The sequence below is a fragment of the Janibacter sp. GXQ6167 genome (genome assembly GCF_041365945.1).
In the GTDB taxonomy this organism is placed as follows: domain Bacteria; phylum Actinomycetota; class Actinomycetes; order Actinomycetales; family Dermatophilaceae; genus JBGFSK01.
In genome coordinates this window covers 57183-68600 of sequence record NZ_JBGFSK010000005.1, presented here as the reverse complement: position 1 = coordinate 68600, position 11418 = coordinate 57183, and the positions used below count along the sequence as shown (strand labels likewise).

The following is an 11418-nucleotide window of genomic DNA, read 5'->3' as shown; positions in this document are numbered from 1 at the left end:
AATCATCGTGACTGGCAACCTTTCCCTGGTCGGCTACGGTCTCGCCACCATCGGCCCGGCCATCGCCGTGGGTCTGATCTTCGCCGCCTACATCAACGGTGTCGCCCGCCAGCCCGAGGCCCGTGGGCTTCTCCAGCCGATCGCCATCCTCGGCTTCGCGCTCGCCGAGGCGCTCGCGATCTTCGGTCTGGTGCTCTTCTTCCTCTGAGCCCGGCCCACCACCACACCAAGGTCCAGGGCTAAGGAGTATCCGTGCTGACCGCATCTGCAACACCGGCCGTGATCGTCATCGCGGCCGAGGGCGAAAAGCCGCCGCTGATCCCGCATATCCCGGAGTTGATCTTCGGGCTCGCGATGGTCGCGATCGTCTACCTCGTCGTCGCCATGTTCGTCGTCCCGAAGCTCGAGAAGGCGTACGCCGAGCGTCGGGCCGCGATCGAAGGGGGCATCGAGCAGGCCGATGAGGCCAAGGCGGCCGCCGAGGCCGCGAAGAGCCAGTACGAGGCCCAGCTCGCCGAGGCCCGGACCGAGGCTGCCCAGATCCGTGAAGACGCGCGCGCCGAGGGTGCGCAGATCGTTGCGGAGATGCGCGAGCAGGCCCAGGCCGAAGCGGCTCGGATCACCGAGTCGGCGAGCAAGCAGATCGCTGCCGAGCGCCAGCAGGCCGAGGTTGCGCTTCGTTCCGACGTGGGTCGCCTCTCGACCGACCTCGCCACCAAGATCATTGGTCAGGAGCTCACCGACCAGGCCGCGCACAAGAGCCTGATCGACCGCTTCTTGACCGAACTCGAAAGTGGCCAGGTCCAGCCCGAGAAGGTCGGCGCCGACCGGACGGACGTCTGATGCGCGGCTCGTCGCGCGGCGCTTACGCCGACAGCTTGGACGTCTTCGAGGCGTCGCTCGCCGGGGTCCCCGACCGGGCAGCGCTCGCCGATGACCTCTTCGCGGTCAGCGGGCTGATCGATGGTGACGCCGTGCTGCGGCGCGCGCTCACCGATCCCTCCCGCGAGGGCGACCAGAAGCGCAATATCGCCACGGCCTTGCTCAAGGGCAAGATCTCCGAAGCCGCGGTCGCCATCGTGGCCCAGCTCGCTGCTGGCCGGTGGGCCGACGAGCGCGACCTCGGTGACAGCCTGGAGCGGCTCGCGGTCCAGGCCGTGCTCGGCGCCGCCGAGCAGCAGGGGCGAGCGGATCGCGTCGAAGACGAGCTCTTCCGCTTCGAGCGCATCGTCGCGGCCAACCCGGACCTTCGTGACGCCCTGACCAATCGCCAGGGTGACCCCAAGGGCAAGGCCGAGGTTGTCGAGAAGTTGCTCGGTGGCAAGGCGGCTCCGGAGACGGTGCGCCTCGCCCGCCAGTCGGTGCTCGCCCCGCGTGGGCGACGCCTCGACCGCACCCTCGAGGAGTACCTCGCGATCGCCGCCAAGCGGCGCGAGCAGGTCACCGCGGTCGTCTCGACGGCCGTCGCCCTCGACGCCGAGCAGCAACGGCGGCTCGCCGCTGCGCTCGAGCGGATCTACAGCCGCAAGGTGCTCCTGCAACTCGTCCACGACCCCGAGGTCGTCGGCGGGATCCGGGTCCAGGTCGGCGACGAGGTCGTCGACGGCACCGTTTTGAAGCGCCTGGAGCAGGCGCGACGCCACATCGCCGGGGCGTAAAGCCCCCTTCGTCCTGGCCCGCCAGCGACACGCAGCACCAACCGAATACGCACGAGTTTTAGCCACTTACTGTCGGGCCCCACCAGCGGACCGAACAACCGAGGAGAAGGAACAAGATGACGGAGCTTTCGATCCGTCCGGAGGAGATCCGGGACGCTCTGGACACCTACGTCCAGTCCTACGAGCCCGGCGCGGCCTCCCGCGAAGAGGTCGGCCGCGTCGTCGACGCCGGTGACGGCATCGCCCACGTCGAGGGTCTGCCCTCGGCGATGACCAACGAGCTGCTCGAGTTCGAGGACGGAACCCTCGGCATCGCGCTCAACCTCGACGTGCACGAGATCGGTGTCGTCGTCCTCGGTGACTTCAGCAAGATCGAAGAGGGCCAGGAAGTCAAGCGCACCGGTGAGGTCCTCTCGGTCCCCGTCGGTGACGGCTTCCTCGGTCGCGTCGTCGACCCGCTCGGTACCCCGATCGACGGCCTCGGCGAGATCGAGTCCGAAGGGCGCCGCGCGCTGGAACTGCAGGCCCCCAACGTCGTCTCCCGTAAGTCGGTCCACGAGCCGCTGCAGACCGGCCTGAAGGCCGTCGACGCGATGACCCCGATCGGCCGTGGCCAGCGTCAGCTGATCATTGGTGACCGCCAGACCGGTAAGACCACCGTCGCGGTGGACACGATCATCAACCAGAAGGAGTTCTGGGAGACCCAGGACCCGACGAAGCAGGTCCGCTGCATCTACGTCGCGATCGGCCAGAAGGGTTCGACCATCGCCTCGGTGCGCGGCACCCTCGAAGAAGCGGGCGCGATGGAGTACACGACCATCGTTGCGGCTCCGGCCTCCGACGCCGCGGGCTTTAAGTACCTCGCTCCCTTCACCGGTTCGGCCATCGGTCAGCACTGGATGTACCAGGGCAAGCACGTCCTCATCGTCTTCGATGACCTCTCCAAGCAGGCCGAGGCCTACCGCGCGATGTCGCTGCTGCTCCGCCGCCCGCCGGGCCGCGAGGCGTACCCCGGTGACGTCTTCTACCTGCACTCGCGCCTGCTCGAGCGCTGCGCCAAGCTCTCCGACGAGCTCGGCGCCGGCTCGATGACCGGCCTGCCGATCATCGAGACCAAGGCCGGTGACGTCTCGGCGTACATCCCGACCAACGTCATCTCGATCACCGACGGCCAGATTTACCTCCAGGCCGACCTCTTCAACTCCAACGTCCGCCCGGCGATCGACGTGGGTGTGTCGGTCTCCCGCGTCGGTGGTGCCGCGCAGGTCAAGGCGATGAAGTCGGTCTCCGGCCGCCTGAAGCTCGACCTCGCCCAGTACCGCGCACTCGAGGCCTTCGCGATGTTCGCCTCGGACCTCGACCCGGCCTCGAAGCAGCAGCTGGCCCGTGGCGCCCGCCTCGTCGAGTTGCTGAAGCAGAAGCAGTCCAATCCCTTCCCCGTCGAGGAGCAGGTCGTCTCGATCTGGGCCGGCACCACCGGTCAGCTCGACAACGTCGCGGTGGAGGACATCTCCCGCTTCGAGACCGACTTCCTTGGTCACCTTCGTCGCACCAAGCAGGATCTGCTGGACGCGATCCGCGAGACGGGCAAGTTCGAGGACTCGACCGAAGAGGCCCTGCAGTCCGAGATCGACAGCTTCAAGGCCAACTTCCTCGCGAGCGGCAAGGAAGACATCCCGGTCGGGGATGAGGCTGAGGACGGCGCGGCCGATAAGGCGCAGGAGTCCGAGCAGATCCAGATCGTGAAGCAGAAGCGCTGACGGACGTGAGGATGGCTGGGCGCTCCGGCGCCCGGCCCTCACCCCGCAGCATCGCTGCATCAATTCGTTCGTTACCGAAGCAGACCACAGGAAGGCGGCAAGTATGGGAGCGCAGATCCGGGAGTACCGGCAGCGCATCCGGTCCGTCAGTGCGACCAAGAAGATCACTCGCGCCATGGAGCTCATGGCCGCCTCCCGCGTGGTCAAGGCTCAGCAGGCGGTGCGCGAGTCCACCCCGTACGCGCGGGCGCTGACTCAGGCCGCCTCGGCCGTGGCGACCTTTTCCGACGAGCCCCACCCGCTCACCTCGGAGCCGGAGGAGATCAAGCGCGCAGCCGTGCTGATCATCTCTGCCGACCGTGGTCTTGCCGGTGGCTATAACGCCAACGTGCTCAAGGAGAGCGAGCGGCTCGTCGCCAAGCTGACCGAAGAGGGCAAGGAGGTCATCCCTTACCTCGTCGGTCGTCGGGCGGTGAACTTCTACTCCTTCCGCAAGCGCTGGTTCGCCGCGCAGTGGACGGGCTTTACCGAAAAGCCCTCCTTCGAAGACGCCAAGGAGATCGGCGAGCGCCTCGTCCAGGACTTCTCGCTGGCTGAGCTTGAGTCCGAGCTGGAAGGGGGCGGCCACGACGAGGTCCACGTGGTCTTCACCCGGTTCGTCTCGATGGTGACCCAGGAGCCGGAAGTCATCCGGCTGCTGCCGCTTGAGGTCGTCGAGGGCGTCGAGGAGCCCGAGCCCGAGGAGCTCTTCCCGCTCTACTCCTTCGAGCCGAGCCCGGAAGAACTGCTCGACGAGTTGCTCCCGAAGTACGTGAACGCGCGGATCTTCAACTGTCTGCTCCAGGCCGCCGCGTCCGAGCTGGCCGCCCGCCAGCGGGCGATGAAGTCGGCGACGGACAACGCCGAGGAGCTCATCAAGAAGTACACCCGACTGGCCAACCAGGCCCGTCAGGCCGAGATCACCCAAGAGATTTCCGAGATCGTCGGCGGCGCCAGCGCCCTCGCCGAAGCTAAGTGAGAAGGTAGAAAAGAAACCATGACTGCCACTGTCACCGAGACCGGCCCGGAGACCACCGCCGGCGGCGTCGGCCGCATCTCGCGGATCATCGGCCCGGTCGTCGACGTCGAGTTCCCGTCCGATGCGATGCCCGATCAGTACAACCTGCTGACCACCGAGGTGAACCTCGCCGGTCAGGGTGAGGGCGAAGGCGCCAAGCTGATCAACCTTGAGGTCGCCCAGCACATCGGCGACAACACGGTCCGCGCCATCTCCCTGCAGCCGACCGACGGCCTCGTCCGCGGCACCCAGGTGCAGGACACCGGCGGCCCGATCACCGTGCCCGTCGGCGATGTCACCCTTGGCAAGGTCTTCAACACGACCGGTGTCGCGCTGAACCTCGAGGAGGGCGAGACCCTCGAGGTGAGCGAGCGCTGGGGCATTCACCGCCCGGCTCCCGCCTTCGACCAGCTCGAGTCCAAGACTCAGATGTTCGAGACCGGCATTAAGGTCATTGACCTGCTCACCCCCTACGTCCAGGGTGGCAAGATCGGCCTCTTCGGTGGTGCCGGTGTCGGCAAGACCGTCCTCATCCAGGAGATGATCGCCCGAGTCGCCCGCGACCACGGTGGTGTCTCCGTCTTCGCCGGTGTCGGCGAGCGCACCCGTGAGGGCAACGACCTCATGGTCGAGATGGAAGAGGCCGGCGTCCTCGGTCAGACCGCGCTGGTCTTCGGTCAGATGGACGAGCCGCCGGGCACGCGTCTGCGCGTCGCCCTCTCGGCTTTGACCATGGCCGAGTACTTCCGTGACGTGCAGAAGCAGGACGTCCTGCTCTTCATCGACAACATCTTCCGCTTCACCCAGGCGGGCTCCGAGGTCTCGACGCTGCTTGGTCGCATGCCGTCCGCGGTGGGCTACCAGCCGACCCTCGCCGACGAGATGGGTGTGCTCCAGGAGCGCATCACCTCCACGCGCGGTCACTCGATCACCTCGATGCAGGCGATCTACGTCCCCGCCGACGACTACACCGACCCGGCGCCGGCGACCACCTTCGCCCACCTCGACGCGACCACCGAGCTCTCGCGTGAGATCGCCTCGCTCGGTATCTACCCGGCCGTGGACCCGCTCACCTCGACGAGCCGTATCCTCGACCGCCGGTACATCAGCGACGCGCACTACGACACCGCGGTTCGCGTGAAGTCGATCCTGCAGCGCAACAAGGAACTCCAGGACATCATCGCGATCCTTGGTATCGACGAGCTCTCCGAAGAGGACAAGATCCTCGTCAACCGCGCGCGTCGGATCCAGCGCTTCCTGTCCCAGAACACCTACGTGGCCAAGCAGTTCACCGGCATCGAGGGTTCGACCGTTCCGCTCGCGGACACGATCGAGGCCTTCACCAAGATTGCCGATGGCGAGTACGACCACGTCGGTGAGCAGGCGTTCTTTATGTGCGGTGGCCTCGACGACGTCGAGCGTCAGTGGGCGGAGATCCAAAAGAGCCTCTGATCACGCCCGCAGGCTTGTTCGCGAAACGGCGGACCGACCACTGGTCGGTCCGCCGTTTGGCATTGGCTCACCTAGACTGGCGCGCATGAGCCAATACCCCGAGTTGCCCCCCGGCGGTGAGCCTGGGCCCGGACCGGCTGGTGGGCCCTATCCTCCCGGCGGAGGGTCCTATCAACCGCCGCCCGCGGGGTACGGGGGTCAGTACTACGGGGGCGGCAGCCCCACCGATCGCTATTTCCTCCCGGTGCCTGGGGGAGAGCAGGGTCCCTACACCGCCGGGCAGCTCGCGTCGATGGCGGTCAACAACATCCTGCGCCCCGACTCCTTGGTGCGCCCCGCCGAGGGGTACGCGGTCCCGGCGAGCCAGATCCCGGGGGTCTTCTCCGACCGGGAGTGGCTCATCACCATCTTGCTGTCGGCGTTCCTCGGGTACCTCGGCATCGACCGTTTCTACGTCGGCCAGATCGGCCTCGGGGTCCTCAAGCTCGTCACCTGCGGCGGTTTCTATGTGTGGTGGATCATCGACCTGATCTTGATCGCCACGCGTAAGTTCCCCGATGAAAACGGGCGGCAACTGAGATGACCGCCCCGAACGCACAGACGCCGGCGACGACGGGTGCGCAGCGGGTGCACGTCCCGGGGGGCTCGCTCGGGATGCGGGCCACGACCTTCGTTCTCGCCGGGCTGAGCCTTGCCGCGCTCGTGGCGGCCTTTATGTGGCCGCTCAACACCGTCGATAACGGGCCTGGCTGGTGTGTCTTTCGCGCGGCGACGGGACTGCCCTGCCCCGGGTGCGGGTTGACGCGGTCGTGGGTTCACCTCGCGAATGGCGATGTGGGCACGGCCTTCGCCTATAACGCCTTCGGCCCGATCATGATGCTGCTTGCGGCGGGCATCGTCGGGTACGTTGTCGTCGCTCTCGTGCGCCGACGACCGCCCGAAAACCTCCTGAACCTGCTCGCCTCGCGGGCCATGGTGATCGGCTTGGGTGCCTGGATCGGCTATTCGGTCGTGCGCATCGTGAGTCTCAGCCTCGGGTACGACACCTTCGCGATCGTCGTCGGGTAGCCACTGCCTCGCCGCGCATTCGGTCGCGGCGGCGTGCGCCGGTAGACTGGCGACGTTGCGTCATTACCCCTCGCCCAAAAAGAACAGGACAACGAACTCGTGAGCGTGCTGAAGGTCGAACTCGTCGCCGCCGATCGCAAGGTGTGGTCCGGTGAGGCCTCCATGGTCCGGGCCCGCACGGCCGATGGAGAGATCGGCATCATGCCTGGTCACACCCCGTTGCTGGGCGTCCTCGTCGAAGGTGACGTCGTGATTCACGGCGAAGGGAGCGACCAGACGGCCACGGTCGACGGCGGATTCCTCTCGGTCGACCACGACACGGTCACCATCGTCGCCGAGACGGTCACCACGGCCTAGTTCACCCCGGGACCGACCATGAGCGCATTCGAGGCGAGTGAGATCGTCCTCCTCCTCGCCTGCGCCCTGGTCGTCTTGTTGTTCGTCTGGCTATGGATCAGACGGCGTCTGCTCGCCTCGCGCTATTCGCTCTCCCTGGGCGCTGTCCGCACCCCGAAGTCCCCGCTGTGGCGTCTTGGACTGCTTCGCCTTGGCAACTCCGGCCTGGAGTGGTTCTCCCTCTTCGGGATCACCACCCGCCCCCGTTATCGCTGGGAGCGACGCGGTCTCGAGGTGAGTACCCCGAAGGGCGAGGTCGACATGCCGGGCCTGCACGACGCCGTCGAGGTGCGTCTCACCCACGACGACGGCGATCGCCTCGCCGATATCGCGGTCGATGTCGGCGTCTACACCGCCCTTCGCTCCTGGCTTGAGTCCGCTCCGCCGGGGCGCGGCGTCAACGTGGCTTAGCGACCCGACCGCCGCCCGGCTGCCACAACACATCGCCGCCGGCGTCCAGGTTCGCCACGCGCGCGAGGACGAAGAGGAGATCCGAGAGCCGGTTCAGATACCGGGTCGCCAAGGGATTGACCCCGCCCGAACCGCGCGCATCGCCTGCCTCGGTGCCGTAATCGGCGATGGCTGCCCAGGCGGAACGCTCCGCTCGACGCACGATCGTGGTCGCGAGGTGCAAGTACGCCGAACCCGGTGTCCCACCCGGCAGGATGAAGGATCGCAGCGGCTCGAGTTCGGCCAGATAACGGTCGCAGTCGGCCTCGAGTTCGTCGATCCACTCGGCTTCGACCCGTAGCGGGGGGTGCGCGTACTCCCGTTGGAGGGGAGTGCTCAGATCGGCGCCGATATCGAAGAGGTCGTTTTGTACCCGCGTGAGGGTCGCCACCACGTCGTCGCGGAGGTTGCCCGAGGCGACCGCGATCCCGATGGCGGCGTTGGCCTCGTTGGTGTCGGCATAGGCCTGCAGCCTCGAGTCGGTCTTCCTCGTCCGGCTAAAGTCGCCGAGCGCGGTGGTGCCGTCGTCGCCGGTCCGGGTATAGATCTTCGTCAGGTTGACCATGGGTCTATCGTCGCAAACCCCGAAGTTACCGGGGGGTCGTGATCACTCCGTAACCGTGTTGGCACAACCTGCGGACGATGTTGTGCGTCACAGTTGGTGACCACCGGGATAGGGGCCCGGGGCACGCAAGGGGGCGAGCGATGGCCGCAATGACGACAGTGGCACCGACGGGTGGGACGCGGGTTCGAATTGATGAACCTCTCGATCGCCGTGCTGCGCCCGATATCCGCCAGGTGCTCCTCACTGCCGTGGTCACAGGAGACGGCCCGATCGTGCTCGACCTCACCGGGTCGAGCGTGCTCGACTCGACCGGATTCGCCCTTCTCGTCTCCGCCCATGTGCGAGCCGCCCACCGCGGCCGACCCTTGCGGATCACCGGCGCCGACGAGCGCACCCGCCGGCTGCTACACCGCGCCGGGCTGCGCCGTTTGATCGCTGACGCGCCAGGGCGGCCCCTGCCGATGTTGACGAGCGCCACCGCCTAACGGACGGGACGGCTGCCTCCCGGCCTAGCCGTGATGGTCGAGAAGGCGGGCGGCCTGGCGACGCAGAATCTTGCCCATCGGGTTTCGGGGGAGCTCGTCGACCTTGTGCCAACGGCGGGGCACCTTGTAGGGGGTGAGCGATTCCTTGGCGTGGGCGCGCAGGGTGGCCTCGTCGAGGCTGTGCCCATCGGCCAAGACGACGATCGCGGCCACCTCTTCGCCGCCGTCGGGATGACTGGCGCCAACGACGGCCACATCCTCGATGGAGGGGTGGCTCCGCAGGACGTGCTCGACCTCGGTGGGGTAGACGTTGAAGCCGCCCGTCACCACCATTTCCTTGATCCGATCGACGATCGTGAGGTAGCCGTCGGCGTCCATCCGCACGATGTCGCCGGTGCGCAGCCAATCGCGGTGGAAGGTCTGGGCGGTTTCGTCCGGCTGGTCCTTGTAGCCGTGGAAAACCTGCGGCCCGCGCACGATCAACTCGCCGCGCTCACCGATCGGTACCTCGACGTCGGGGTCATCGGGGTCGACTACGCGGACCTCGGTGTCGGGGAAAGGAACCCCGATCGATCCCGGGCGGCGGCGCGTGGTCATCGGGTTGCCGACGACGATCGGTGAGGCTTCGGTGAGGCCGTAGCCCTCGACGAGCAGACCGCCGGTCGCTTCCTCCCAGCGCCGCACGAGGTCGGGCGGGAGGGACATCGCGCCGGAGAAGGAGTGCCGGACGCCCTTGATCGAGACGCCGCGTCGCTCGGTCTCGTCGAGGATGCGCGCATAGATCGGTGGCACGGCGGGGACGAAGGTCGGGGTGATGCGCTTGAAGGCATCGATCAGAAGGGGGATCTCCGGCGCCGGCAGCAGCACCAGTCGCGCTCCCACGTGAACGCCGAAGAGGACGCACATCGTCACGCCATAGGCATGGAACATCGGCAGCGAGGAGAGGAAGACCTCTTCGCCCTCGACGATGCCGGGCACCCAGGCGCGGCCCATGCGGACATTGGCGACCAAGTTGCGGTGGGTGAGCGGAACCCCCTTCGGCTCGCCCGTGGTCCCCGAGGTGTAGAGGAGGAGCGCGGCCTGGTCTGGGCTGACCGTGTGGCGCGGTGCGGGGCGACCACTTGCGAGGTCGGCCCAGGAAATCGTGCCGCGGTTCGGTGCGGTAAGCGCAGCCCGCGCCTTACGCGCCGCGGGGAGGGGGAGGCGCAGCGCGGCCCGCTTCGTCGCTGGCATCGCGGTCGTGAGGTCGACCGAGACGATGTGGCGGACCGGAGCGCCGTGCTGAGCGAGGCGCTCGACGACCGGGACGGCCTTATCCCAGACGATCGCGACCTCGGCGCGGTGATCCCGGAAGGGGGCGTCGAGTTCGGCCTCGGTGTAGAGCGGGTTGTGTTCGACCACCGTGGCGCCGAGGTGCAAGACGGCGTAGAAGGCGACCAAGTGCTGAGGGCAGCTGGGCAGCATGATGGCCACGGCATCCCCCGCACGGACGCCGAGCCGCGCTAACCCACCCGCGAGGACCTCGACCTGTCGAGCGAAGGCACCGTAGGACGTGGTGCGACCGAAGAAGTCCAGCGCCGGTCGGCGGCGGTGGACCGCAACGGTCCGGGCGAGCAGGTCGCTGATGGTCGCGTCGTCATAGGTGAGGCGACCGGGGACTTCGGGCCCGTACGAGCGGAGCCAGAAGCGGTCGGCGTAGGTGCGCATGGGTACATCGTGCGCCCTCGCCCGATCGCTAGGCGAACCGGGGTCAGCCGGTGATCGCCTCGGTGATCGGGGTGTCGCCGGTGTTGAACGGGATGTCCCGGCGGGCCGTCACGGAGTCATCGGCTGCGAGCACCGCGGCGATCACGGCAGCCACATCGGCGCGCGGGACCTCGCTCGCCTTTTCGGCAGCCGTGTCGATCGTGCCGGTCCCGGGGTCATCGGTGAGGGTGCTCGGCATCAGGATCGTCCAGGTGAGGTCCGTGTCCCGAAGGTGGGTGTCGGCCGCGGCCTTGGCCTCGGCGTAGGCGTAGAAGGGATTGTCCTTCTCGACTCCGTGGTTCGGTCCGGCGCCGAAGTAGGACACCATCACGTACCGGTCGATCCCGGCGGCCGCCGCAGCGTCCATCGAACGGACCGCGGCGTCGTGGTCGACGGCGCGGGTGCGCTCGGGGCTGCCGCCACCGGCCCCGGCGGACCAGACGACGACGTCGTGTCCCGTCAGCGCCTCCGCGATCTCGTCGGTCGTCATGTGTTCGACGTCCGCGACGAGCGCACGCGCACCGCCCTCGGTGACGTCCTCGGTGTGGTCGGGGTTGCGGATCAGCGCAGTGACCTGGTGCCCGTCAGCGACGAGCAGCGGTGTTGCGAGGCGGGCGATCTTGCCGTGTCCGCCGATGATGGCGATTCGAGCCATGTGAACTTCTCCTTAGCGGTGGTTGAGGTGTTCGGTGGAGGTCGGTGCGCTCGGCGGCCGTCCTCACGTCCACTCTGCCCACGATCGGTACCGAGAGGAAAGGACACCGGGCGCAAAGAAATGTGG

General features: G+C 67.5%; 14 protein-coding genes. 11 read left to right on the top strand and 3 right to left on the bottom strand.

Translation table 11 applies throughout. From position 1 onward, the window contains the following. Nucleotides 1-7 precede the first annotated feature (7 nt). The 10 genes from AB8K43_RS08830 (at nucleotide 8) to AB8K43_RS08785 (ending at nucleotide 7802) form a co-directional block, all read left to right on the top strand. Nucleotides 8-208, top strand: coding sequence for a F0F1 ATP synthase subunit C (locus AB8K43_RS08830; protein WP_370893505.1), 201 nt, complete (start codon nucleotides 8-10; stop codon nucleotides 206-208). A gap of 44 nt (nucleotides 209-252) precedes the next feature. Then, a complete protein-coding gene (locus AB8K43_RS08825; protein ID WP_370893503.1) occupies nucleotides 253-843 on the top strand; it encodes a F0F1 ATP synthase subunit B in 591 nt (196 codons plus the stop codon). Continuing rightward, nucleotides 843-1658, top strand: a complete 816-nt coding sequence (locus AB8K43_RS08820) for a F0F1 ATP synthase subunit delta (RefSeq protein ID WP_370893501.1) — start codon at nucleotides 843-845, stop codon at nucleotides 1656-1658. The genes AB8K43_RS08825 and AB8K43_RS08820 overlap by 1 nt, the downstream gene beginning before the upstream one ends. 116 nt (nucleotides 1659-1774) lie before the next feature. Further along, nucleotides 1775-3418 carry a F0F1 ATP synthase subunit alpha gene (gene atpA, locus AB8K43_RS08815; protein ID WP_370893499.1) on the top strand — a complete coding sequence of 548 codons (1644 nt, stop codon included), beginning with the start codon at nucleotides 1775-1777 and terminating at the stop codon, nucleotides 3416-3418. Nucleotides 3419-3521: 103 nt separating this feature from the next. Next, the gene (locus AB8K43_RS08810) at nucleotides 3522-4436 is read left to right on the top strand and encodes a F0F1 ATP synthase subunit gamma (protein ID WP_370893497.1); all 915 of its coding nucleotides are present in this window, start codon (nucleotides 3522-3524) and stop codon (nucleotides 4434-4436) included. Nucleotides 4437-4454: 18 nt separating this feature from the next. Then, entirely contained in the window at nucleotides 4455-5927 is a 1473-nt protein-coding gene (atpD, locus tag AB8K43_RS08805) for a F0F1 ATP synthase subunit beta (protein WP_370893495.1), read from the top strand. A gap of 85 nt (nucleotides 5928-6012) precedes the next feature. Next, nucleotides 6013-6510, top strand: coding sequence for a TM2 domain-containing protein (locus AB8K43_RS08800; protein ID WP_370893493.1), 498 nt, complete (start codon nucleotides 6013-6015; stop codon nucleotides 6508-6510). After that, nucleotides 6507-6995 (top strand): DUF2752 domain-containing protein, encoded by a 489-nt coding sequence (locus tag AB8K43_RS08795; RefSeq protein ID WP_370893491.1) that lies wholly within the window; start codon nucleotides 6507-6509, stop codon nucleotides 6993-6995. Before AB8K43_RS08800 ends, AB8K43_RS08795 begins: the two co-directional genes overlap by 4 nt. A gap of 99 nt (nucleotides 6996-7094) precedes the next feature. After that, on the top strand, nucleotides 7095-7352 hold the full coding sequence (locus tag AB8K43_RS08790) for a F0F1 ATP synthase subunit epsilon (RefSeq protein WP_370893489.1): 258 nt from the start codon (nucleotides 7095-7097) through the stop codon (nucleotides 7350-7352). 18 nt (nucleotides 7353-7370) lie between these two features. Then, a complete protein-coding gene (locus AB8K43_RS08785; protein WP_370893487.1) occupies nucleotides 7371-7802 on the top strand; it encodes a DUF2550 family protein in 432 nt (143 codons plus the stop codon). Here AB8K43_RS08785 and AB8K43_RS08780 read toward each other — a convergent pair. Further along, nucleotides 7789-8406, bottom strand: coding sequence for a cob(I)yrinic acid a,c-diamide adenosyltransferase (locus AB8K43_RS08780; RefSeq protein WP_370893485.1), 618 nt, complete (start codon nucleotides 8404-8406; stop codon nucleotides 7789-7791). The two genes, AB8K43_RS08785 and AB8K43_RS08780, sit on opposite strands and share 14 nt — an antisense overlap. Nucleotides 8407-8546: 140 nt before the next feature. On the opposite strand from AB8K43_RS08780, the gene AB8K43_RS08775 reads away from it, so the two are divergent. Continuing rightward, entirely contained in the window at nucleotides 8547-8891 is a 345-nt protein-coding gene (locus tag AB8K43_RS08775; protein WP_370893484.1) for an STAS domain-containing protein, read from the top strand. A 24-nt stretch (nucleotides 8892-8915) separates the two neighbouring features. Here the strand turns inward: AB8K43_RS08775 and AB8K43_RS08770 are convergent, their stop codons facing one another. After that, complete coding sequence (locus tag AB8K43_RS08770; RefSeq protein WP_370893482.1) at nucleotides 8916-10598, bottom strand: long-chain-fatty-acid--CoA ligase; 1683 nt, start codon at nucleotides 10596-10598, stop codon at nucleotides 8916-8918. A 43-nt stretch (nucleotides 10599-10641) separates the two neighbouring features. After that, a complete protein-coding gene (locus AB8K43_RS08765; RefSeq protein WP_370893480.1) occupies nucleotides 10642-11292 on the bottom strand; it encodes an NAD(P)H-binding protein in 651 nt (216 codons plus the stop codon). Nucleotides 11293-11418: the final 126 nt, after the last annotated feature.